21 protein-coding genes are annotated in these 22,213 nt (G+C 63.0%); 13 read left to right on the top strand and 8 right to left on the bottom strand.

What is annotated here, in order from left to right:
* Positions 1 to 140: 140 nt before the first annotated feature.
* Both AC1DVN_RS09025 and AC1DVN_RS09020 read right to left on the bottom strand, forming a co-directional pair.
* Entirely contained in the window at positions 141 to 905 is a 765-nt protein-coding gene (locus AC1DVN_RS09025) for a sensor domain-containing protein (RefSeq protein WP_257237244.1), read from the bottom strand.
* Entirely contained in the window at positions 902 to 1,828 is a 927-nt protein-coding gene (locus AC1DVN_RS09020; protein WP_477993729.1) for a hypothetical protein, read from the bottom strand. Before AC1DVN_RS09020 ends, AC1DVN_RS09025 begins: the two co-directional genes overlap by 4 nt.
* Positions 1,829 to 1,896: 68 nt before the next feature.
* Here AC1DVN_RS09020 and lspA point away from each other — a divergent pair, with 68 nt between their 5' ends.
* The 5 genes from lspA (at position 1,897) to dnaE (ending at position 8,772) form a co-directional block, all read left to right on the top strand.
* Entirely contained in the window at positions 1,897 to 2,583 is a 687-nt protein-coding gene (gene lspA / locus AC1DVN_RS09015) for a signal peptidase II (protein WP_021344550.1), read from the top strand.
* Positions 2,580 to 3,506 carry an RluA family pseudouridine synthase gene (locus AC1DVN_RS09010; protein WP_007733161.1) on the top strand — a complete coding sequence of 309 codons (927 nt, stop codon included), beginning with the start codon at positions 2,580 to 2,582 and terminating at the stop codon, positions 3,504 to 3,506. Before lspA ends, AC1DVN_RS09010 begins: the two co-directional genes overlap by 4 nt.
* Entirely contained in the window at positions 3,503 to 4,186 is a 684-nt protein-coding gene (locus AC1DVN_RS09005; RefSeq protein ID WP_477993728.1) for a hypothetical protein, read from the top strand. Before AC1DVN_RS09010 ends, AC1DVN_RS09005 begins: the two co-directional genes overlap by 4 nt.
* An 11-nt stretch (positions 4,187 to 4,197) precedes the next feature.
* Positions 4,198 to 5,136 carry an EamA family transporter RarD gene (gene rarD, locus AC1DVN_RS09000; RefSeq protein WP_037120403.1) on the top strand — a complete coding sequence of 313 codons (939 nt, stop codon included), beginning with the start codon at positions 4,198 to 4,200 and terminating at the stop codon, positions 5,134 to 5,136.
* A gap of 99 nt (positions 5,137 to 5,235) precedes the next feature.
* Positions 5,236 to 8,772: a DNA polymerase III subunit alpha gene (gene dnaE / locus AC1DVN_RS08995; protein ID WP_003941755.1), complete on the top strand. Its 3,537-nt coding sequence runs from the start codon at positions 5,236 to 5,238 to the stop codon at positions 8,770 to 8,772.
* Between the two features lie 95 nt (positions 8,773 to 8,867).
* On the opposite strand, the gene AC1DVN_RS08990 is transcribed toward dnaE, so the two are convergent.
* Entirely contained in the window at positions 8,868 to 9,101 is a 234-nt protein-coding gene (locus AC1DVN_RS08990; RefSeq protein WP_408989262.1) for a hypothetical protein, read from the bottom strand.
* A gap of 220 nt (positions 9,102 to 9,321) precedes the next feature.
* On the opposite strand from AC1DVN_RS08990, the gene AC1DVN_RS08985 reads away from it, so the two are divergent.
* The 3 genes from AC1DVN_RS08985 to ilvA all read left to right on the top strand — a co-directional run bounded on the left by AC1DVN_RS08985 (position 9,322) and on the right by ilvA (position 13,083).
* A complete protein-coding gene (locus tag AC1DVN_RS08985) occupies positions 9,322 to 9,756 on the top strand; it encodes a nitroreductase family deazaflavin-dependent oxidoreductase (protein ID WP_019748853.1) in 435 nt (144 codons plus the stop codon).
* A gap of 116 nt (positions 9,757 to 9,872) precedes the next feature.
* Complete coding sequence (locus tag AC1DVN_RS08980) at positions 9,873 to 11,648, top strand: pyruvate dehydrogenase (RefSeq protein ID WP_020969844.1); 1,776 nt, start codon at positions 9,873 to 9,875, stop codon at positions 11,646 to 11,648.
* 79 nt (positions 11,649 to 11,727) lie between these two features.
* Positions 11,728 to 13,083 carry a threonine ammonia-lyase IlvA gene (gene ilvA, locus AC1DVN_RS08975; RefSeq protein WP_019748851.1) on the top strand — a complete coding sequence of 452 codons (1,356 nt, stop codon included), beginning with the start codon at positions 11,728 to 11,730 and terminating at the stop codon, positions 13,081 to 13,083.
* Positions 13,084 to 13,097: 14 nt separating this feature from the next.
* Here ilvA and AC1DVN_RS08970 read toward each other — a convergent pair whose 3' ends face one another.
* Positions 13,098 to 13,619 carry a TetR/AcrR family transcriptional regulator gene (locus tag AC1DVN_RS08970; RefSeq protein WP_019748850.1) on the bottom strand — a complete coding sequence of 174 codons (522 nt, stop codon included), beginning with the start codon at positions 13,617 to 13,619 and terminating at the stop codon, positions 13,098 to 13,100.
* 128 nt (positions 13,620 to 13,747) lie between these two features.
* Between AC1DVN_RS08970 and AC1DVN_RS08965 the strand changes: the two genes are divergently transcribed.
* Positions 13,748 to 15,292: an MFS transporter gene (locus AC1DVN_RS08965; RefSeq protein ID WP_153212579.1), complete on the top strand. Its 1,545-nt coding sequence runs from the start codon at positions 13,748 to 13,750 to the stop codon at positions 15,290 to 15,292.
* Between the two features lie 50 nt (positions 15,293 to 15,342).
* Here AC1DVN_RS08965 and treZ read toward each other — a convergent pair whose 3' ends face one another.
* Both treZ and AC1DVN_RS08955 read right to left on the bottom strand, forming a co-directional pair.
* Complete coding sequence (gene treZ, locus AC1DVN_RS08960) at positions 15,343 to 17,064, bottom strand: malto-oligosyltrehalose trehalohydrolase (RefSeq protein WP_477993727.1); 1,722 nt, start codon at positions 17,062 to 17,064, stop codon at positions 15,343 to 15,345.
* A gap of 69 nt (positions 17,065 to 17,133) precedes the next feature.
* Positions 17,134 to 18,495: an NAD(P)-binding domain-containing protein gene (locus AC1DVN_RS08955; protein WP_477993726.1), complete on the bottom strand. Its 1,362-nt coding sequence runs from the start codon at positions 18,493 to 18,495 to the stop codon at positions 17,134 to 17,136.
* A 95-nt stretch (positions 18,496 to 18,590) separates the two neighbouring features.
* On the opposite strand from AC1DVN_RS08955, the gene AC1DVN_RS08950 reads away from it, so the two are divergent.
* The 4 genes from AC1DVN_RS08950 (at position 18,591) to AC1DVN_RS08935 (ending at position 21,436) form a co-directional block, all read left to right on the top strand.
* Positions 18,591 to 19,475: a helix-turn-helix domain-containing GNAT family N-acetyltransferase gene (locus AC1DVN_RS08950; RefSeq protein ID WP_477993725.1), complete on the top strand. Its 885-nt coding sequence runs from the start codon at positions 18,591 to 18,593 to the stop codon at positions 19,473 to 19,475.
* Between the two features lie 64 nt (positions 19,476 to 19,539).
* Positions 19,540 to 19,926 carry an ArsR/SmtB family transcription factor gene (locus AC1DVN_RS08945; RefSeq protein WP_387405437.1) on the top strand — a complete coding sequence of 129 codons (387 nt, stop codon included), beginning with the start codon at positions 19,540 to 19,542 and terminating at the stop codon, positions 19,924 to 19,926.
* Positions 19,923 to 21,026, top strand: coding sequence for an ACR3 family arsenite efflux transporter (gene arsB, locus AC1DVN_RS08940; protein ID WP_477993724.1), 1,104 nt, complete (start codon positions 19,923 to 19,925; stop codon positions 21,024 to 21,026). The genes AC1DVN_RS08945 and arsB overlap by 4 nt, the downstream gene beginning before the upstream one ends.
* Positions 21,023 to 21,436 carry an arsenate reductase ArsC gene (locus AC1DVN_RS08935; protein WP_019748843.1) on the top strand — a complete coding sequence of 138 codons (414 nt, stop codon included), beginning with the start codon at positions 21,023 to 21,025 and terminating at the stop codon, positions 21,434 to 21,436. The genes arsB and AC1DVN_RS08935 overlap by 4 nt, the downstream gene beginning before the upstream one ends.
* Before the next feature lie 21 nt (positions 21,437 to 21,457).
* Here the strand turns inward: AC1DVN_RS08935 and AC1DVN_RS08930 are convergent, their stop codons facing one another.
* A complete protein-coding gene (locus tag AC1DVN_RS08930) occupies positions 21,458 to 21,589 on the bottom strand; it encodes a hypothetical protein (RefSeq protein ID WP_007733137.1) in 132 nt (43 codons plus the stop codon).
* Positions 21,586 to 22,176, bottom strand: a complete 591-nt coding sequence (locus AC1DVN_RS08925; RefSeq protein ID WP_019748842.1) for a TetR/AcrR family transcriptional regulator — start codon at positions 22,174 to 22,176, stop codon at positions 21,586 to 21,588. The genes AC1DVN_RS08930 and AC1DVN_RS08925 overlap by 4 nt, the downstream gene beginning before the upstream one ends.
* Positions 22,177 to 22,213: the final 37 nt, after the last annotated feature.

The raw sequence follows: 22,213 nt of genomic DNA, 5'->3' as shown, positions 1-22,213 counted from the left end.
ACTCTGGCTCCTCACATCAGTGTGTCGCGTTGGTCTGTTTCGTACCTACTCTCACCGTTCAGTGTGGACGGGCAGTTGTCAAAGGGTCTGTGGTCCCGAATCATTCGCGTAAGGCCGAGACGGGTCTAATCCGCTCGTTGTCAGGGCGTTTGTGCGCGCAGGCGATCGGCGGCAGCCGATGCCATCGAGTGCAGCACGTCGGGGGCGATCGGACTCGGCGCAGTTGCGGACACCTGGGTCAACGTGGTCCCGACTGCGGCCACGATCGCATCGGCGACCAAGGTGAAACCGCCACTCTCCGTGATGATTCGGAAAGCGAAAGACGCGTCGCCGACGTTCGGGCCCGACGCTCCGCCGACGCGATAGGTGATTTTCGTTCCGTCGGCATCGGTTCCCGAATACTCCGCACACCCGGCCAGCGTGGTCTGAAGTTTCTCGAAAGCTGCTGCTGCCGCGGTGCCGTCGGCGTACGAAGCAGAGTCCTGATCGATGCTCGTGAAATCGGGGCCGGTGAACATGTCGGAGAGGTCGGCGACCGATTCGGGAGCCTGGGTGGCTATCGGCGCCAGAACCTGGGCGCAGACGGCGGGGTCGGTGCTCGACTTGTCCGCCTCCGAACTCTCCGGCGCCGGTGCGAGGCCGAGGTCGTCGACCGGGTCGGGAACTATGTCGAAGTCCGCAGGTAGTTCGGAGAGGGTGAGCGCGGCTCGTTGCAGCGCATCACGGTCGAGAGGTGCCCCGCTCAGCGATGCGGCCGGAGCAGCTGTGAACGGCGTCAAGCCGACCTGTGGGGCGGAAACCTGCGTAGTTGTGTCAGCACTAGGAGAGTCGTCCGAGCCGCAACCGGTGACGACGAACAGTGCCGCCGTTGCTGTCAGGCCCAGTGCGAGCGATCGGCGTGTCACGATTCCCACCGAATGCTGTTGGAGATGGTCTGCCGGATCACCGAGGAACTGTCCGGATCTCCGTACGCCTGGTCGCCGCCGACGGTCATCTGTCCGTCGATCGGCAAGGGGAGTGAGAGGTCGACGGTGAGGTTTCCGGAGCCGGCCATGACGTACTGATCGATGTTCAGCGTTCCGGCGTCACCGGCCAGGTTCCAGACCGGGCTCTGCGGGGTCTGCGATACGTCCACCGCGAGCGAAAGCCGATTACCATCGCGCGCGGTGAGCGTGACGGTGGTTGTCTGATCGAGCAGGATTTCACTGCTGACTTGTTGTCGAACCACCCAACGTGCGCCGACACCGACCGGAGCGTCGGGGAGTGCAACGGTCCGGTAGACCGCTTGGCCGAGCGCCTGTTCGATTGCAGCGCGGGCAGCATTGGCCGAGTTGGCGGACGGCTTCAACCGTAGGGCGGTGATGGCGCCCGAATCCGTGACCGACAATCCGGCCGCAGATCCGTCGGCCCCGCTCAGCGCTGCCTGCAGCGTTGCATCCGGCGAGGTCATCGACGACAGCGTCAGGTCTACGACAGCGGTGGGATCGTCAGCGGTCACGTTTGCCGAGAGCGGGATCGTGATCTCCGGCGAAGAGAAATCTTGTGCCGGCTGTTGATCGATCTGCTGACTCACGACCGCCTGGGTGACGAGCGTCGCCGTCTGCGTGGTGCCGACAGGCAAGTTCATGCGCAACACCTCGCGCGGTTCGCTTCCCGCATCGAGTACCTCGACGGTGGCGGCGGTCACCGGAACAGTGACTTCGCTCGGCGACGAGGTAGGTGCGGTGGGAGGTTGATCCGAGTCGCCGCAAGCGGTGAGAACGGTGGTGAGAGCGAGGGCAGCGAGGGCGAACGGAACTCGTCGGCCGGTCGTGGACAGCAGTGGCACGCGCTCCAGGCTAGCCGCAGTTGCAGAGTGCGTGACCCGGTGCGGTGAACATGAGGGATGATGGTTGCGTGAGTACAGACCACCCAGACCGAGATGTCAACGCGGAGGATCAGCCGATTACCGAAATCTCGAAGGCCGACGAGCCCGAAACCGTGAAACCGGAAGCCGTGAAATCGGAAGACGGTGACCTGGCGGTTGCGCCGGTCGCAAAGCCCCGCCGGCTGACCATGCTCATTGCCATCGCCGCTGTCATCCTGCTCTCGGACATTCTCACGAAGGTGTGGGCCGTCGCCGCGGTCAAGCCGGGGCAGCCGATCGAAATCATCGGTGACGTGGTCACATTCACGATGGTGCGCAATCCCGGTGCAGCGTTCTCGATGGCGACGTCGATGACGTGGATCCTCACCCTCGTCGCCATCGGTGTCGTCATCGGTGTGATCAAGATCGGTCGCACGCTCCGATCACCGTGGTGGGCGCTGGGTCTCGGCCTCGTGCTCGGCGGCGCGCTGGGTAACCTCGTCGACCGATTCTTCCGCTCTCCCGGAATCATGCGCGGACATGTGGTGGACTTCGTCTCCGTCGGTTGGTGGCCCGTGTTCAACATCGCGGATTCCGCGATCGTCTGTGGCGCGATCCTGCTTGTCGTACTGACTCTTTTCGGCTTCGAACCCAACGGTGAACGCCTGCGTGATCACAAGGCGGACGACAAGAAGCTCACCGAATCGAAGGCCGCAGCCGAGGGAGAAACCAAGTGAGGGAATCCCGTTCGATGCCCGTGCCCGACGGCCTCGACGCCATGCGGGTCGATGCCGGCCTCGCGCGCCTTCTCGGACTCTCGCGCACCGTGGTCGCGACACTCGCGGAAGAAGGCTCGGTACTCGTCGACGGTGTGGCGGTCGGCAAGTCCGATCGTCTGACCGCAGGGTCGTGGCTCGAGGTTGTCCTGCCCGAACCGCCGCGGCCCCTGACCATCGAGGCGACACCGGTCGAGGGGATGGAGATCCTCTACGCCGACGACGACGTCGTGGCAGTCGACAAGCCCGTCGGAGTTGCCGCGCACGCCAGCGTCGGGTGGACGGGACCGACCGTCATCGGCGGACTTGCCGCGGCCGGTTTCCGTATCTCGACGTCCGGTGCCCACGAGCGTCAGGGCATCGTTCACCGTCTGGACGTCGGAACGTCGGGTGTCATGGTGGTTGCCACCTCCGAGCGCGCATACACCTTGCTCAAGCGCGCTTTCAAGCAGCGGACCATCGACAAGCGCTACCACGCACTCGTGCAGGGACACCCCGACCCGAGCAGCGGAACCATCGACGCCCCGATCGGACGCCACCACGGGAACGACTGGCGGTTCACGGTCACGGCCGACGGCAAGCCCAGCGTCACGCACTACGACACCATCGAGGCGTTCCAGGCAGCGAGTCTGCTGGACGTGCACCTCGAAACCGGTCGCACACACCAGATCCGTGTCCACTTCTCGGCGTTGCGCCATCCGTGCTGCGGCGACCTGACCTACGGCGCGGACCCCCGACTTGCCGAGAGGCTCGGTCTCGAACGCCAGTGGCTGCACGCAGTCTCGCTCGGCTTCGCCCACCCGGCGGACGGTCGCTGGGTCGAGATCAAGAGCAAGTACCCGAAGGACCTCGAACACGCACTCGAAGTTCTCCGGTCCTCATGACACCGCGCGGGCTTACCCCCGCGCTGGCCGTCGTCGCGGTGGTGGTCGGTGTGGCGGCGGTGGTGGGCGTGGGGTTCGCGAATCCCGTGCCGACCCCGCCGATCACGACGGACACTCTCGGTCCGGACAGTGGGGAAGCTGTGCCGGACTACCTCGACCGAGCGCGAGATTCGGTCGCGTCGGTCGATGGGCCGGTGTGGGCGTTGGTCTCGTTCACGAAGGCACTCACCGTCGACGAGGTCATCACGTCGACCAGCAGTGTTCAGGTGCCGGGCGCTGAGGTCTCGGGCGTTCGCGTGTCCAGGGTCATGTTCCGAGTTCCGATCGAGCGCGTCCAGACGCCGCTCATGTCCGTGCCCGTTCCCGACAACGACGAAGCAGTGCGCAGATCGCCCGGTGTTGCAGCCACGCGACTGATCTCGCTCGGCGGCGACACCGATCGTCAGCAACAGGTGGCGCTCGCGTCGGCGAAGCAATTGTCCGCCGGGTGCGCCTGCGCGGTGGGCGTGCTGGTGCGAGCTACTCCCGAAGGACTCGAAGCGATCGAACATGACTCGAACGTCCGTGCAGTGGAAGCGTTGCCGTCCGACGCCTCGCCGTGGTTCGCTGCCGTTCGTCCCTTGCTGCCGGAGTACGTGGACGTCGTTGCTCCCGGCCCCGACGACGGCCCGGTCCCGTGAACTCCGGTTCCGTGAACAAGGACGAACGCGCTAGGTCCGGTTCGTCCTCGGGGATCTTCTACGGTGTGGCGGCGTTCCTGTTGTGGGGAACGTTCCCGGCATTCTTCGGACTACTCGACTTCGCCGATCCGGTCGAGATCCTTGCGCACCGAGTGGTGTGGACCCTTCTGTTGATGCTGATCGTGTTGGCCTTTGCCGGCCGCCTCGGATCGCTTCGCGGAATCAGCGCACGCACCTGGCTGCTGGTGACCGCGGCATCAGCGGCGATCGCGGTGAACTGGGGAACGTACATCTATGCCGTGGTGTCAGGTCGCGTCGTGGAGGCGGCCCTCGGGTACTTCATCAACCCGTTGGTCACCGTGCTGCTCGGTGTCGTGATCTTCCGCGAACGATTGCGCCGCGCTCAGATCGCCGCCCTCGTCCTCGCCGCAACGGCAGTTGTCGTGATCACGGTCGACTTCGGAAAACCGCCGATCGTCGCATTGGTGCTCGCCGGTTCGTTTGCCACCTACGGGCTGGTCAAGAAGGTGGTTCCGCTCGATCCCCGAACCAGTTTGACTGCCGAGGGAGTCGTCGCCGCACCCTTCGCGGTCGGCTACCTCGTGTTTCTCGGCCTGACCGGGGCCGGTGCATTCATCAGCAGCGGCGCCGGACACAGCTTGTTGCTGCTTGCCGCCGGCCCGGTCACCGCACTGCCACTGCTCCTGTTCGGCGTCGCCGCTCAGCGAGTTCCGTTGGCGACGATGGGCATGCTGCAGTACCTCACCCCGGCGCTGCAGATGGCGTGGGGTGTGGCCGTCATGCACGAGGACATGCCGGCCTCACGCTGGATCGGCTTCGTTCTGATCTGGGCTGCGCTGGTGATCTTCACGACAGATACCTTCGTCGCCAGTCGACGTTCGCGGCGTTCGATGAGGTCGAGCGCCGAACCCGAGGTTCCGGTCACGTGATCGGAGGCGGCACACTGCGACTCCACGATGGCGGTCGCCGAACGTGTCGGCAACGCGGCATACACTCGATCTCGCTCCCAGACCTTCAGAGAGGCGCACGTGGCTGACTCGTTCGTACATCTTCACAATCACACCGAGTACTCGATGCTCGACGGTGCGGCCAAGGTCGGCGCCATGTTCGAGGAGGCCGCTCGTCTCGAAATGACCGCTGTCGGCATGACCGACCACGGAAACATGTACGGCGCCAGCCAGTTCTACAACGAGGCCAAGAGTGCCGGCATCAAGCCGATCATCGGCATCGAGGCGTACATCGCACCCGAATCCCGCTTCAACACCAAACGAGTTCTCTGGGGAGATCGCAGCCAGAAGTCCGACGACGTCTCCGGTAGCGGTGCGTACACGCACATGACGATGGTGGCCGAGAACGCCACGGGGCTCCGAAACCTCTTCAAGCTGTCTTCTCTCGCGTCAATCGAGGGACAGCTCGGCAAGTGGCCTCGCATGGACGAGGAACTCATCGCGGCGCACGCCGAGGGCATCATCGCCACCACGGGCTGCCCGTCCGGTGAGATCCAGACGCGCCTTCGTCTCGGCCACGATCGCGAGGCTCTCGAAGCTGCCGCGAAGTGGCAGGAGATCTGGGGACCGGACAACTTCTTCCTCGAACTGATGGATCACGGTCTCTCGATCGAGCGCCGGGTGCGCGAGGGTCTGCTCGACATCGGCAAGCAACTCGGTATTCCGCCACTTGCCACCAACGACTGCCACTACGTCACCAAGGACGCCGCCGAGAACCACGAGGCGCTGCTCTGTATCCAGACCGGCAAGACGCTGTCCGACCCCACTCGCTTCAAGTTCGACGGCGACGGCTACTACCTCAAGTCCGCTGCCGAGATGCGCGCCATCTGGGACAACGAAGTACCGGGGGCGTGCGACAACACCGTGGCCATCGGCGAGCGTGTGCAGTCGTACGAGGACGTGTGGGCGTTCCACGACCGCATGCCGATCTTCCCGGTCCCGGAGGGTCACACGCAGCAGACCTTCCTGCGCGCCGAGGTGATGCGCGGACTCGATCGCCGCTTCCCGAGCGGACCTCCGCAGGAGTACCTCGCCCGCGCCGACTACGAGATCGGCGTCATCAACGAAATGGGCTTCCCGGCCTACTTCCTGGTGGTCGGCGACCTGATCAACCACGCCAAGGACGTCGGAATTCGCGTCGGGCCCGGCCGTGGATCGGCTGCCGGTTCGTTGGTGGCCTACGCGATGGGTATCACCAACATCGACCCCATCCCGTACGGGTTGCTGTTCGAGCGATTCCTCAACCCCGAGCGTGTGTCCATGCCCGATATCGATATCGACTTCGATGATCGCCGTCGCGGCGAGATGGTTCGCTACGCGACGGACAAGTGGGGCAACGACAAGGTCGCCCAGGTCATCACCTTCGGCACCATCAAGACCAAGGCTGCCATCAAGGACTCGGCTCGCGTCCAGTTCGGCAAGCCGGGCTTTGCCATCGCCGATCAGATCACCAAGGCGCTCCCGCCGCCCATCATGGCCAAGGACATCTCGGTTTCCGGTATCACCGATCCGAAGCACGAGCGGTACAAGGAGGCAGTCGAGGTTCGAGCGCTCATCGACTCCAGCCCGGACGTCGCGAAGATCTACAAGACCGCGGTGGGTCTGGAAGGGCTGATCCGTAACGCCGGTGTGCACGCCTGCGCGGTCATCATGTCGTCCGAACCGCTCACCGACGCAATCCCGGTCTGGAAGCGCGCCCAGGACGGCGCCATCATCACCGGTTGGGACTACCCATCGTGTGAAGCTATCGGCCTGCTCAAGATGGACTTCCTCGGTCTGCGAAACCTCACGGTTATCGGCGATACGCTCGAGAACATCAAAGCCAACCGCGGCATCGATCTGGACCTCGACACGTTGCCGATGGACGATGCGGCAACATACGAACTGCTCGCCCGCGGCGACACTCTCGGTGTGTTCCAGCTCGACGGCGGCGGTATGCGCGAGTTGCTGAAACTGATGCAGCCCACCGGATTCGGCGACATCGTCGCGGCATTGGCGCTGTATCGACCGGGGCCGATGGGTGTGGACGCCCACATCTCGTACGCCAAGCGCAAGAACGCCTTGGAAGACGTCAAGCCGATTCACCCCGAGTTGGAGGAGCCGCTCGCGGAGATCCTCTCGGAGACGTACGGCCTGATCATCTACCAGGAGCAGATCATGCAACTGGCGCAGAAGGTGGCCGGTTACACCCTGGGTCAGGCCGACTTGCTGCGTCGCGCCATGGGTAAGAAGAAGCTGTCCGAGCTGGAAAAGGCTTACGCCGGCTTCCGGCAGGGCATGTTGGACAACAACTTCAGCGAAGCGGCCATCAAGGCGCTGTGGGACACGGTCCTTCCCTTCGCCGGCTACGCGTTCAACAAGTCGCACTCCGCCGGCTACGGACTCGTGTCGTACTGGACTGCGTACCTCAAGGCGAACTACCCGGCCGAGTACATGGCAGGTCTGCTGACCTCCGTCGGTGACGACAAGGACAAGTCCGCGATCTACCTCGCAGACTGCCGCAAGTTGGGCATCACCGTTCTCCCACCGGACGTCAACGAGTCACGCGTCGACTTCGCGACGGTCGGCGACGACATCCGTTTCGGTATGGGGTCGGTGCGCAACGTCGGCGCCAACGTCGTCGCCTCGATCATCAAGGCGCGCACGGAGAAATCGAAGTTCACCGATTTCTCCGACTATCTCGGCAAGATCGACGCGATGGCTTGCAACAAGAAGGTCACCGAATCTCTCATCAAGGCCGGTGCTTTCGACTCGTTGGGTCACCCGCGCAAGGGCCTGATGTTGGTACATGCCGACGCCATCGATTCCGTGATGAGCACCAAGAAGGCAGAGGCGATCGGACAGTTCGACCTCTTCGGCGGTGCCGAGGCGGACGAGTCGATCACCTCGGTGTTCGACGTCAAGATTCCTGACGAAGAGTGGGACTCCAAGCATCGCCTGGCGCTCGAACGAGAGATGCTGGGGCTGTACGTTTCCGGTCACCCGCTCAACGGCGTCGAGCACATTCTTCGCCAGCAGTCCGACACGTCCATCGCCGCGATACTCGAAGGCGGCGTTCAGGACGGTGCCCAGGTAACTCTCGGCGGCATCATCGCCTCGGTGGACCGCCGGGTCAACAAGAACGGTCTGACCTGGTGCATCGTGCAGCTCGAAGATCTCGTGGGTGGAATCGAGGTGCTGTTCTTCCCACAGGCGTACGCCGTGTACGGAATGGACATCGCCGAGGATGCCATCGTGTTGGTCAAGGCTCGCGTCTCGATCCGAGACGATCGGATGTCGCTGATCGGCAACGACCTTGCGGTGCCTGATATTTCGGCGATCGGGGTCGCACGCCCCCTGTCGGTCTCACTGCCGCTTCGGCAATGCACCAAGGACAAGCTCAGTGCTCTCAAGCAGGTGCTGACGAGGCACCCCGGAACGTCCGACGTCCATGTCCGGCTGATCGGCGGAACCGAGATCAGCTTGTGGAAGGTCGACGATGTCCTTCGGGTCGAACCGTCCTCGGCGCTGATGGGCGACCTGAAGGCATTACTCGGGCCGAGCTGTCTGACGGTCTGACCGCCGATCGAGCGGATCTGAACCGAACGAAGGGACCTTGCTGCATCAGCAGCAAGGTCCCTTCGTGGTTCGCGGGAGATCGGGGAGTGGGGTGATCAGGTGGTGCGTGAGTAGTACACGCGACGCGCCCACCAGGTGACCACGGCTGCTGTTGCGGCAGTCAGTACGGCTACCTGCATCGACTGGGTGACAGCTCCGGCGACCACGAACAGCACAAAACCGACCGCGAGAGCTTCGATCTTGTACAGCGGCCACTGAGTCCCGGCCAGATCGACGAAATGGTCGGACGAGGGGCGTGATTCGCGAGTGGAGATATCTGCGGTAGTCATCTCGTCCCTTTCTCGGTGCAGTCTGTTCTCGCTGCGGCCTGGTTAGCGATACGGCTGTTCGAAGCTGTGGTTTCAGAGTAACCAGAGATGAGAGTTCGGGCAAGCGAACTTTATTGATCGGCAGCTCACTTAATCGATCAACCAGGGGAGTGTGCCGACGACGGACCTGGTCGGTGTGGTTCGGTGGCCAAGGTGCTCGAGTGGGTGTTCACTGGTACACATGCCAATCACAGGTGAGTACGAACCCAGTCCAGCGTCGTGGGCCGCCGATCAGGTCGCACGCATCGAGAACTCCGGTGGCACCGAGGGAAACGACATGAACGGCATGCCCGTCGTCGTTCTCACGACCGTCGGGGCAAAGTCCGGCAAGGTCAGGAAGACGCCGCTGATGCGCGTCGAGCACGACGGCTCGTATGCCGTTGTGGCTTCGCTTGGTGGCGCTCCGAAGAATCCGGTTTGGTACTACAACGTCAAAGCCGATCCGCACGTCACGCTGCGTGACGCGACGCAGGTCTTCGACCTGGTTGCTCGTGAAGTCACCGGAGACGAGAAGGCGATCTGGTGGGAGCGCGCTGTCGCTGCGTACCCCGACTACGCCGATTATCAGACGAAGACCGATCGTGAGATCCCGGTGTTCGTGCTCGAACCCAAGTAACGCACTGCAGTCCTCACGAAACGGCAGTCCACAAGAAGCACTGCATAAACCACAAGCAAATCGTCACTCGCGGGGGTCGGGGATCCCGACTCCCGGGAGTGTGTCATGGAGGTCTGATGAGTCCGAAAACCGTTGCAGATCAATTGGTTCAGCAGCTCGTTGACGCGGGTGTCAGTCGGATCTACGGAATTGTCGGTGACAGTCTCAATCCCATCGTCGATGCGGTACGTCGCACCGGTGGTTCCGAAAAGGGCGGAATCGACTGGATACACGTCCGTCATGAGGAAGCAGCTGCGTTTGCGGCCGCAGCGGATGCCCAGATCACCGGAAAACTCGCAGTGTGTGCCGGATCCTGCGGTCCCGGAAACCTTCACCTGATCAACGGCCTGTACGACGCGCATCGTTCGGGCGCGCCGGTCCTCGCGATCGCCTCACACATCCCCAGCGCCCAGATCGGAATGGGCTACTTTCAGGAAACGCATCCCGAGCGGATCTTCATCGAATGTTCGAGTTACACCGAACTCGTCAGCACGGCAGTCCAATCACCTCGCGTGGTGCAGTCGGCGATTCAGCATTCGGTGGCTCGAAACGGCGTCTCGGTGATCGTGCTTCCCGGGGACATCGCCGATTGTCCGGCAGAAGGCACCCCGCCGACGCTCGTCGAAACCCGAAGGCCGACAGTCGTTCCGGATGCCGGTGACGTCAAGGCGTTGGCAGATGTGATCAACGGCTCGCGTAAGGTTGCGATCTTCGCCGGCGCAGGCGTGCGAGACGCACGCGCCGAGGTGTTGGCGCTGGCCGAAACCGTCGGGGCTCCCATCGGGCATTCGCTGCGCGGCAAGGAATGGATCCAGTACGACAACCCGTACGACGTCGGGATGACGGGATTGCTCGGTTACGGTGCGGCGCACGACGGTATCCACGGCGCCGATCTTCTGCTCCTCATCGGAACGGACTTTCCTTACGACCAGTTCTTGCCCGATGACGTTCGTACCGCTCAGATCGACATCGCGGCCGAGCGGTTGGGGCGTCGAACCAGCCTGGACCTGGCGGTGCACGGTGACGTCGCGAGCACCTTGAGCGCACTGATTCCGCAGCTCGATCGAAAGACCGACCGCGGGTTCCTGGAGGATACGCTCGCAAAGCACAACACTCTGATGACCAAAGTGGTTGGTGCGTACACGGATCCAGTCAAGCAGCGCACACCCATTCATCCCGAGTATGCGGCCTCGATCCTCGACGATCTGGCGGCCGACGACGCAATCTTCACCGCCGACACCGGGATGTGCAACGTGTGGACGGCGCGCTATCTCAATCCGAACGGATCGAGACGCTTCATCTCCTCGGCGCTGCACGGATCCATGTCCAATGCGCTCCCACATGCGATGGGTGCGGCATGGTCGAGTCCGGGGCGTCAGGTCATCTCGGTGTCGGGCGACGGTGGATTGTCGATGCTGCTCGGTGAGTTGGTCACCGTCGCGATGTACAAGTTGCCGGTCAAGATCGTGGTGTTCAACAACTCGACGCTCGGAATGGTCAAGCTCGAGATGCTGGTCGACGGCCTTCCGGATTTCGGGGTCGACGTGCCCGCGGTCGACTACGCGGCGGTTGCTGCTGCGCTCGGTATCTTCTCGCGCCGAATCGAGAATCCCGCGGACATCGAAGCGGGCCTACGCGCCGCGCTCGATCACGACGGTCCGGCCTTGGTTGATCTGGTGACCGATCCGCTGGCATTGTCGTTGCCGCCCACCATCACCGGTGGTCAGATGAAGGGCTTCGCTTTGGCGATGTCGAAGATGGTGATGAACGGCGGCGTCGGCGAGGCTGTGCAGATGGCCAAGTCGAACCTGCGGAACGTGCCACGTCCCTCACAGTTGGATCCTCGCGGCTGACCTACCCGCCGCCCTGCCTCGCAGACCATGCGGGGCGGGGTGGTGGGAAGGTTGATCCCCGACGTGCGAAAATGGCGGAGTGTCTAACTCGCCCGATGTCGTAGTAACGAAGTCCACCGTCCCCGCGCTCGACGCGCAGGAGATCGACGCGGCCATCGAGCGAATTCAGCACGTCATTGCGGCGACACCCCTGCAGTACAGCGACCGTCTTTCGGCGTTGACCGGCGCGCACGTGTACCTCAAGCGCGAGGACCTCCAGGGCGTTCGTTCGTACAAGATTCGTGGCGCGTACAACCTGATCGCTCAGCTCAACGAGGCCGAGCGCGCGGCCGGCGTGGTGACTGCCAGTGCCGGTAACCATGCGCAGGGTGTTGCCTTCGCGTGCCGAACGATGCAGATCAAGGGTCGGATCTACGTTCCGGCAAATACCCCCAAGCAGAAGCGTGATCGCATCCGCGCCCACGGTGGAGCGTTTGTCGAACTGTTCATGATCGGTGAGACCTATGACGCCGCTGCTGCTGCGGCCGCGGAGGACGTAGCCGAAACCGGCGCAACCATGGTTCCCCCGTTCGACGACGTGCGCACCGCTGCGGGGCAAGGAACCATCGCAGCGGAGATTCTCACGCAACTGGACGCACCTCTCGACACGATCGTCGTGCCGGTCGGCGGCGGCGGTTGCATCGCGGGCATAGCCACCTATCTGCACGAGCGATCGCCCAAGACGTCGATCGTCGGGATCGAGCCGTCCGGCGCGGCGTCCATGACGGCCGCTCTCGTTGCCGGGGGCCCGGTGACTCTTCCCGACGTCGATCCATTTGTCGACGGGGCAGCGGTCAAGAGGATCGGCGATGTTCCCTACGAGGTCGTCTCACGTCTGGGTGCCGCCGTGGTGTCGCACGCGTCGTTGCCGCTCGTGGCTCGTCAACTTCAGACACGGTCCGGTTCGGGATCGTTTGTCGTCAATCAGATCGACGAGGGCGCTATCTGCACGGCGATGCTCGAGCTGTATCAGAGCGAGGGCATCATCGCCGAACCCGCGGGAGCGCTTTCCGTTGCGGCACTTCAGAATTTGACGTTCGAGCCGGGTTCGACCGTCGTGTGCCTGATTTCCGGTGGCAACAACGACGTCTCCCGTTACGGCGAAATCCTCGAGCGCTCGCTCGTTCACCTCGGGCTCAAGCACTACTTCCTGGTGGACTTTCCGCAGGAACCGGGAGCGCTCCGTCGCTTCCTCTCGGACGTGCTCGGGCCGGACGACGACATCGCGCTGTTCGAGTACGTCAAGCGAAACAATCGCGAGACGGGTGCCGCGTTGGTGGGTATCGAACTCGGTTCCGCCGACGGGTTGGCGGCGTTGCTCGAGCGGATGGAGCGCGCGCCGATGCAGTCCGAGAGGCTCGAGCCGGGAAGCCCGGCGTACCGCTATCTGACGTAAGGGACGCCCCCCGGTCAGGGCCGCAGTCGCTCGACCACCTGTCGATGCAATTCGGGATCTGGCTGGGGGAGCCCGAGCATGGCCGCCAGGTACAGACCGTCGCCGACGAGTCGAATGATCTCGGCTTGTATGGGATCGGCGATCTCGGTCTGAAGGCCTTTGTCCCAGCTGCGCATCACGTGGGTGACGGCTTTCTGGATCTCGTCGTGTTGTCCGTCGACTGTTCTCAGTGCCGCGATGATCGACCGGAAGAGTGAGAGTTCTTCGCTTTCGTTCGCATCGGGGATCTGCAGATAGAACTCGGTGACCGTCGTACCGCCTGCTACGGCGTCTTCGAGTTGTTGATCCGAGCGTTCTCCGAGTCTGCGGACCATCGCCGCGAGGAGTGCTTCCTTGCTGGGGAAGTGATAGAGAAGTCCGCCCTTGGAAACCCCGGCTTCGGCGGCAACGCCTTCGAGCGTGACTTGGGCAACGCCGCTGACCAGCAGCAGCTTCTCCAGTGCGTCGAGAATTCGATCGCGAGTGTCGGCAGCCATGTGATGTGACCCTACCCGGAAATAACTTTACCGCTTGGACGGTTCACTGTTACCGTAGACCTACTGTACCGGCTGGACGGTTCAGTGAAATCTTTTCGAAAGAACTCAGAGAAAGTCGCAGGGGAGCAATGTCAGTGTCGGCAGATCAGACGTCTGCAATCAATCCCGACGAGGTTCGGGCGACAAAGCGTGACTGGGCGGGCTTGATAGTCCTTGCCTTTGCTGTGTTGCTCATCGCAGTCGACGGCACGGTGCTCGATCTTGCGCTTCCGTTCATCAGCGCCGATCTCGAGCCGAGCAGCACGCAGTTGCTGTGGATCATCGACGTCTATTCGTTCGTGCTCGCCGGTCTGCTCATCACCATGGGTACGCTCGGTGACCGGATCGGTAGGCGAAAACTGCTCCTGATCGGCGCAGTCGGCTTCGGTCTCGCCTCGATCATCGCCGCTCTCGCTGTCAGTCCCGAGATGCTCATTGCCGCCCGCGTGCTGCAGGGTATTTCCGGTGCAACGCTGATGCCGGCCACCCTCGGTCTGATCCGCACGATCTTCGTCAACCCGCGTCAGCGCACCGAGGCAATCGGTGTCTGGGGCGCGATGGCCGGTGGCGGTACAGCGGCAGGCCCTTTGGTCGGTGGTTGGTTGCTCGAGCACTTCTGGTGGGGTTCGGTCTTCTTGATCAACATTCCGGTCATGATCGCGCTGGTTGTACTCGGCCCGATCCTGATCCCGGAGTCGAAAGACCCCAACCCGGGTCGATTCGACCTCATCAGCGCTGGTCTGTCGATGGCGACCATGTTGCCGTTGGTGTACGCGGTCAAGGAATCCGTGGTGCACGGCGTCAGCATCACGTTGCTGGTGATCGGCTTTGTGGGTCTCGCCGCCGGCTACGTGTTCGTGCGTCGTCAGCGGATGCTGAAGGATCCGATGTTGGATCTGAAACTGTTTGCCAATGCGTCGTTTTCCACCGCCGTCATCACCAACCTGCTCTCGATCTTCGCACTCGCCGGTGTCCTGTTCTTCGGCTCGCAGTACCTGCAGTTGGTGCTGGGTAACTCGGCGCTCGACGCCGGCCTGCTGATGCTCCCGGGTATGTTGCTCAGCGCATTCACCGCGGTTGCGGCGGCCTGGTTGATTCGCCGGTGGTCGGTGTCTCACGTGCTCAGCGCAGGCCTCGCGGTTGCCGGTATCGGTGCTGCGATGCTGCTCGCCCTCGGGGTGGACAGCGGCCCGTTGATGTTCGTGATCGGCTTCGGTCTGGCCGGTGCAGGTGTCGGTGTCGCACTGACCCTGACGTCGGATCTTGTGGTCAGTTCGGTGGAACCCGAGCGTGCCGGCGCTGCGTCCGCGGTGTCGGAGACTGCGTACGAACTCGGTATCGCGCTCGGTGTGGCGATCCTGGGCAGCGTGGTGATGGCGATCTTCCGCAAGGGAATCGACACGTCCATGCTCGAAGCAGATCAGGCGCACGCTGCGCAGGGCACCCTCGGCGGTGCGCTGCAGGAGGCGACGTACCTACCTGGTGAACTCGGTTCGGTGCTTGCCGATTCCGCGAAGGCGGCGTTTGTCGACGGTATGCACGTTGCCGCCGGTGCAACCGCTTTGGTTCTGTTCGTCAGTGCCGCATTGGTATTGCGGATGCTGCGGAGTACACCAGAGAACGCGAAGCGGTAACGCGTGTAACGGTAGAACGCGAAGCGCTAGCTCCTGCAGAATCCGGGTAGTCAGCTTTCGAGTACGACGAACGAGTGCCCAGGCACGACTGTTGCGGACGCGGTCTCGTCCTGTGTCGGCGGATCCCACCAGAGGATGGGGGTTCCGCCGGCTGGGACCGAGGCCGCGTCCGTTCCCAGATTGCACACGATCTGTAATGCGCCGCGGCGCAGGGTGATCCACTGGTCGTCCTCGTCGTAGTCGACGTGCAGGTGCCCCAGCCAGGGGTCGGTGATCTCGATTCGCTTCTTGCGCAGTGCAAGGAGATCGCGATAGCACGCCAGGACGCGAGCATGTGTCTGGTCGGTTCGCTCGTCCCAGTCCAGTTTCGATCGCAGAAATGTCTGTGGATCTTGCGGATCCGGAATGTCGTCGCTGTTCCAGCCGTGTGCCGCGAACTCCGCCTTACGGCCCTTGGCGGTGGCCTCGCCGAGTTCCCGTTCCGGATGCGAGGTGAAGAACTGGAACGGAGTGGTGGCTCCCCATTCTTCGCCCATGAACAGCATCGGCGTGTACGGCGAGAGCAGGACCAGTGCTGCCTTGATCGCCAATTGTCCTGGCGTCAGATAGGCGCTCGGGCGGTCGCCGATCGCTCGGTTGCCGATCTGATCGTGGGTGCACGTGTATGCGAGCAGAGCACTGGCGGGCTGATGCGTGATGTCGATCGGCCGGCCGTGAACCCGCCCACGGAACGAGGAATACGTTCCGGCGTGGAAGAACCCGCGCCGCAATGTACTTGCAAGGGATTCCAAGGATCCGAAGTCGGCGTAATAACCCTGACGTTCGCCGGAGACGGCTGTGTGAATGGTGTGGTGGATGTCGTCGTCCCACTGCGCGTCCAAGCCGAACCCGCCGGCCGCTCGTGGCGTGATCAGAGTGGCGTCGTTTAGATCACTTTCGGCAATCAACGTGAGCGGTCGGCCCAGATGGGCCGACAGTGTTTCCGTTCGGACGGCGAGTTCCTCGAGGATGTGCGTTCCGGTGTGATCGACCAACGCGTGGACGGCGTCGAGGCGTAGGCCGTCGATGTGGAAATCACGCATCCATCGCAGGGCATTCCCGATGATGTATTCGCGAACCTCGCCCGACTGCGGGCCTCCGATGTTGATCGTTCGGCCCCAGGTGTTCGCGCCATCGGCAATGTAGGGGCCGAACTTTTCGAGGTAGTTGCCCGACGGGCCCAGGTGGTTGTAGACCACGTCCAGGATCACGCCGAGTCCACGTTCGTGGGCTGCATTCACCAAGCGCTGTAACCCGTCCGGGCCACCGTAGATCTCGTGGGCCGTGTACCAGAGCACACCGTCGTAGCCCCAGTTGTGAGTTCCGTTGAAACCGTTGACCGGCATGATCTCGACGAACCCGACACCGAGGTCGACGAGGTGATCGAGACGCTCGATCGCGGCGTCGAAAGTTCCTTCGGGGGTGAACGTTCCGATGTGCAGTTCGTAGACCGACGATCCCGGGAGTTGCCGTCCGGTCCACTGAGAGTCGGTCCAGGACGCCTCGTCGAGCTGGTGCAGTTGGGAGAGAAGGTGCACGCCTTCGGGCTGGCGTGGTGACCGCGGATCCGGGAGTATTTGACCGTCGACGACAAAGCCGTAGCGAGCTTCGTTGTCGCAGTCGACCTCGCCTCGCCACCACCCGTCGTCGGTCCGCTCCATGTCGTGCGTGATGCCATCGACTTCGACCCGGACCGATTCCGGCGTTGGCGCCCAGACCTCGAAAGTATGCACACGATCAGCATGCCTTGTTCGGTCGGATGTGGCAGCCCGGCGGGGTGGATCCGTCGTCATGGACTGTTTCTAGCCGCGGGTGTTGCCAGACGGAGCGGACAACGTGATCAGTTCCGGAGTGGGTGCGCCGCAGCATCCGCCCTCGGCTTCCCCGCCTTCGGCTTCCGCTGCGTCAGCTTCGTCGAAAACACCTGCACCGCCGCAGACTCCGGTCTCCGGAAGGATCAGCTCGACGCGGGCTGCCGCTTCGTGATCGCCGGCGAGTTCGGCGGCGATGCTGCGAACCTGCTCGTAGCCGGTCATCGCCAGGAAGGTGGGTGCCCGGCCGTAGCTTTTCATTCCTGCCAAGTACACGCCTGGCTCCGGATGGCGAAGCTCCTTCGCGCCATGCGGGTACACCGTGCCGCACGAGTGGACGTTCGGGTCGATCAGTGGAGCCAACTCGACCGGTGCTTGTAAGACCGGGTCGAGGCCGAGTCGAATTTCCGAAAGCCAGGAAAGATCGGGGCGGAATCCGGTCAGCGTTATGACGTTGTCCACGTTCTCGATGCGATCACCGGCATCGGAGGCAAGTACGAGTTGTCCCGAAGGGGTTGTTGTCACCTCTGCGGTGCGGAAGCCGGTGACCACTCTCAGTAGTCCGTCCTCGACGGCCTTCTTTGCGCGCAGTCCCAGGGCGCCGCGCGCGGGCAGTTCGTCAGCTTCGCCGCCACCGAACGCTGAGCCGACGTTTCCTCGGCGGACCGCCCAGATGATGCGGGTGCTCGGAGCCTGCTCCGCCAACCCCGACAGCGCAACGATCGCCGTCAGCGCAGAGTGGCCGCTCCCCGCGATGACCGTGTGTTTTCCGGCAAACTGTGCACGCACCGCCGGATCGTCGAGATCAGGAACCCGGTACCTGATCGCAGTGCCCACAGCGCCCTCGCCGAGGGCGGGAAGACCTTCACCGCCGAGCGGGTTGGGAGTACCCCAGGTGCCGGATGCGTCGACAACCGCCTGGGCGAACACGCGGTCCTCGGTTCCGTCACGGCGGCGCAGATGAATCGAGAGGGGTTCGGTATCGCGGCCGGCGTCGACGACCAGGTCACGTCCGCGTCGGGCTACGCCGATCACTTCGGTGTCGAACTGGATGGCGTCGCCGAGTGTTGAGGCGAGTGGCCCGAGGTAGAGGTCGCGCCATTGCCGGCCGGTCGGGTACGTCTCAGCGGCGGGAGAGCGCCATCCATTCTGCTCGAGGAGTCGCTGCGCGGCGGGGGAGACGAGTTCGGACCACCGGGAGAACAGTCGAACGTGATTCCACTCGGAGACCGCAGCACCGGCTGTGCTTCCGCGCTCGAAGACAAGGGGTGTGAGTCCGCGTTCGCGCAGTTCTGCTGCGGCCGCCAGGCCGATCGGGCCGGCCCCGATCACGACAACGGGTAGGGGGTTCATCTCGTACCTTTCATCGACGATTATCGATCTTAGTGGAACTGTATCGACAATCATCAATGTAGGCAACCATCGACAGCTGTCGATATAGTGGAGAGATGACATCGCTGCAGACTCCGACGGTGCGCGTCGGTGATTCGGACCCGGATCAGATTGGTTCTTCCGTCCTCGCGCAGGGCGATGCCGATACCCACGCGCAGTGGTTCGCCTGCCTTGCCGAGCCGATGCGCGTCCGATTGCTTCACCGGGTGGCGAGCGCGGTCGGTGGTATTACCGTCGGAGCGCTCGCCGAAGCGTTGGGGATCGGACAACCGACGGTGTCGCACCACCTGCGCAAGCTCGCCGATGTGGGTTTTGTGACCATGCGTAAGGAGGGGACGAGCACGGTCGTCGCGGTGAATCCGACGTGTTGCGTTGCCTTGCCGCAGGCGGCGGACGTGGTGATGGGAGTCCTTGCTCCGCGTCCTTGCTGCCCGAGTGATCTGCCCGACGATGTCTCTGTCCGGGCCATGATCGACGACGACTGGGATGCGGTTCGCCGTATTTACGGCGAGGGTATCGACACCCGAAATGCCACCTTTGCTACTGAGGTCCCCTCGCGTGAGCATCTCCACGAACGGTGGCTGTCGAAGCATCGGTGGGTCGCGACTATCGAGGGTGTTGTTGTCGGTTGGGCTGCGTTGAGTCCAGTTTCCGAGCGTGACTGCTACCGCGGGGTGGCGGAAAACTCCGTGTACGTCGCGGGCGGAATGCGTGGTCGGGGTGTCGGAAAGGCGTTGTTGCGCAAGCAAGTCATGGCCGCTGATGTCGACGACCTCTGGACACTGCAGACGTCGATATTTCCCGAGAATCGCGCCTCCATCTCGCTGCATCATTCGGCCGGGTTCAGAACTATCGGTCTCCGCGAGAAGATTGCCCAGCTCGACGGTGTGTGGCGTGACACCGTTCTGCTCGAACGACGTGCGGTGACCGCCGAGGGGTGAGTCCGGGATCCGGCCGACCGGGCACTCGATTGCGCGTTGATTCGATATCTGTCAATATCGAAGAATGTCGAATCAAGAGCCACGGGAGTCCGAGGCTTGCTGCACCCCGCTCGTCCGTGAACCGCTGACCGAGGATTGGGCCGGCGACCTGTCGCGGATGTTCAAAGCCCTCGGCGATCCGGTTCGCCTCCGCTTGCTCAGCTTGGTGGCAAGTCACGAGGGTGGTGAAGCCTGCGTCTGCGACATCTCCGACTCGTTCGATCTGTCTCAGCCGACTATCTCGCATCACCTAAAGGTGTTGCGTCAGGCCGGGCTGCTCGACTGTGAACGACGCGGGACCTGGGTGTACTACTGGGTTATTCCGGCTGCGCTGCAACAGCTTTCCGCCGTTCTATTGGTTGAAGGTACGAGCGTGAGTGTCGCGGACACGTGCGGAGAGGTCACCGCATGAGCAACACCGCTGCCACCACCGGACACCCCGCAGTCGTCGGAAAACTCTCCACCCTCGACCGCTATCTGGCGGTCTGGATCGGCGTGGCCATGGTCGTCGGCCTGCTGGTTGGACGCTGGATCCCGGGTGTGAACACTGCCCTGGACAAGGTGCAGATCGACGGCATCTCGTTACCGATCGCCCTCGGCCTGCTGATCATGATGTACCCGGTGTTGGCGAAAGTTCGCTACGACCGCCTCGACACTGTCACCGGGGACAAGAAACTCCTCGCCGGCTCCCTGTTCCTGAACTGGGTTCTCGGCCCGGCGCTGATGTTCGCCCTCGCCTGGCTGTTTCTGCCTGACCTGCCGGAATATCGCACCGGGCTGATTATCGTCGGTCTTGCTCGCTGTATCGCGATGGTGATCATCTGGAACGACCTGGCCTGCGGAGACCGCGAAGCCGCCGCGGTGCTGGTCGCCATCAACTCGGTGTTCCAGGTGATCATGTTCGCCGTGCTCGGTTGGTTCTACCTCTCGGTCCTGCCCGGGTGGCTCGGCCTCGAACAGACCACCATCGACACCTCGCCCTGGCAGATTGCGAAATCGGTCCTGATCTTCCTCGGTATCCCGCTGCTGGCAGGTTTTCTGTCCCGCTTCTTCGGTGAACGCGCCAGAGGCCGCGACTGGTACGACAACAAGTTCATCCCCAAGATCAGCCCCTGGGCGCTCTACGGTCTGCTGTTCACCATCGTCGTGCTCTTCTCGATGCAGGGCGAACAGATCACCTCCCAGCCTTGGGATGTCGTCCGGATCGCGCTGCCCTTGCTCGCGTACTTCGCGCTCATGTGGGGCGGAGGCTACATCCTCGGCGCCGCAATCGGATTGGGCTATGAACGCACGACGACCCTGGCGTTCACCGCCGCGGGCAACAACTTCGAACTCGCGATCGCCGTAGCCATCGCCACCTACGGCGCCACCTCGGGGCAAGCTCTTGCCGGTGTTGTCGGCCCGCTGATCGAGGTACCGGTGCTCGTCGGGCTGGTCTATGTCTCCCTTGCTCTACGCAAACGCTTTGCAGTCGAAGAGGTTTCATCCAGTCGAGAAAGTGCGAGGTCATGAGCAAACCATCGGTGTTGTTCGTCTGCGTCCACAATGCCGGCCGATCTCAGATGGCCGCGGGATTCCTGAGCCATCTCGCAGGCGACGCCATCGAGGTCCGTTCCGCCGGATCCGCACCCGCCGAGACCGTCAATTCGGCAGCGGTCGAGGCGATGGCAGAGCGCGGTATCGATATCTCAGCTCGGTCTCCGAAGATCCTCACCGTTGACGCCGTCCAGGATTCGGATGTCGTCATCACCATGGGCTGCGGCGACACGTGCCCGATCTTCCCCGGCAAGAGCTACCGAGACTGGGTTCTCGACGATCCGGCCGGACAGGGCCTCGAAGCGGTTCGCCCGATCCGTGACGAAATCGAGCGTCGCGTTCAAGCCTTGATCGCTGAACTCACCACTGCCGCGAAGTCTCCCTGACCGATCGGGGAATCGACAGGATCATTCGCCCGCGGGCTCGATGTGTTCGGCGCCGAGGACCGAGAGTCGGTATTCCTGTGCGTCCTGCTCGGTTTCGAAATCTTTCTCTTCGAGGAGGTTTCGATCGGCGTCGAGGTATCGGTAGGTGGTCATTCCTCCACCGTGCCACTGATGTCCGATTCGTGCTCGGATACCGGTTCGATTTCGTCGACGACTGTTTGAATCAGACTTCCGTAGCGCCGGATCAGGTCCTTCGACGACAACGAATCCTCACCGAGGAGTTCGAGCGTCCGCATGCCGGTGGCAAGTCCGAGCAACAGTGAGACGACGACCTGACTGCGAACCAAACCGGGCTCGGTGTCGCCGATGCGTCGCGCGATCCCGTGAACGTATCGTTCCTTGATCTCTGCCCGGGCGGCGTCCGGATCTGGCGCCTCGTGAACGTGTACTGCGAGCATTGCCCACGGATCGGTTTCGTCGGATTCTCTACGAGCGACAAGTTTCTCGACCAGTTGACAGCCGATGTTTCCGGTGGCGTCGGCATTCGGATCCTCGTCCATCGGAGGTGCGGACGGGATCGCAGCCGAATACAACCGAGCTTTGCTGCCGTAGATCTTCATGACCAGGGCAGGGGAGTAACCGGCCGCGACCGCGATGTCCTTGATGGTCGTCGATGCGTAACCTCGTTCCGCGAACAAGGCTTTTGCTGCTGTGAGGATGCTGGCTTCACCGCTGCTCATGCCGCTCGCCTCGGTACCCGATCGCCATGCGTTTGGT

It is taken from the genome of Rhodococcus sp. P4_E4 (assembly GCF_056401575.1).
Note: the sequence above shows the minus strand (reverse complement) of the source record. Positions and strands in the feature narration are given on the sequence as shown.

Bases quoted from the DNA above. Each gene is read 5' to 3' on its own strand.
- AC1DVN_RS09005 (WP_477993728.1), top strand. From the start codon at position 3,503: ATGACACCGCGCGGGCTTACCCCCGCGCTGGCCGTCGTCGCGGTGGTG.
- AC1DVN_RS08990 (WP_408989262.1), bottom strand. From the start codon at position 9,101: ATGACTACCGCAGATATCTCCACTCGCGAATCACGCCCCTCGTCCGAC.
- AC1DVN_RS08985 (WP_019748853.1), top strand. From the start codon at position 9,322: ATGCCAATCACAGGTGAGTACGAACCCAGTCCAGCGTCGTGGGCCGCC.
- AC1DVN_RS08980 (WP_020969844.1), top strand. From the start codon at position 9,873: ATGAGTCCGAAAACCGTTGCAGATCAATTGGTTCAGCAGCTCGTTGAC.
- AC1DVN_RS08970 (WP_019748850.1), bottom strand. From the start codon at position 13,619: ATGGCTGCCGACACTCGCGATCGAATTCTCGACGCACTGGAGAAGCTG.
- AC1DVN_RS08965 (WP_153212579.1), top strand. From the start codon at position 13,748: ATGTCAGTGTCGGCAGATCAGACGTCTGCAATCAATCCCGACGAGGTT.
- AC1DVN_RS08955 (WP_477993726.1), bottom strand. From the start codon at position 18,495: ATGAACCCCCTACCCGTTGTCGTGATCGGGGCCGGCCCGATCGGCCTG.
- AC1DVN_RS08950 (WP_477993725.1), top strand. From the start codon at position 18,591: ATGACATCGCTGCAGACTCCGACGGTGCGCGTCGGTGATTCGGACCCG.
- AC1DVN_RS08945 (WP_387405437.1), top strand. From the start codon at position 19,540: ATGTCGAATCAAGAGCCACGGGAGTCCGAGGCTTGCTGCACCCCGCTC.
- arsB (WP_477993724.1), top strand. From the start codon at position 19,923: ATGAGCAACACCGCTGCCACCACCGGACACCCCGCAGTCGTCGGAAAA.
- AC1DVN_RS08935 (WP_019748843.1), top strand. From the start codon at position 21,023: ATGAGCAAACCATCGGTGTTGTTCGTCTGCGTCCACAATGCCGGCCGA.
- AC1DVN_RS08930 (WP_007733137.1), bottom strand. From the start codon at position 21,589: ATGACCACCTACCGATACCTCGACGCCGATCGAAACCTCCTCGAAGAG.
- AC1DVN_RS08925 (WP_019748842.1), bottom strand. From the start codon at position 22,176: ATGAGCAGCGGTGAAGCCAGCATCCTCACAGCAGCAAAAGCCTTGTTC.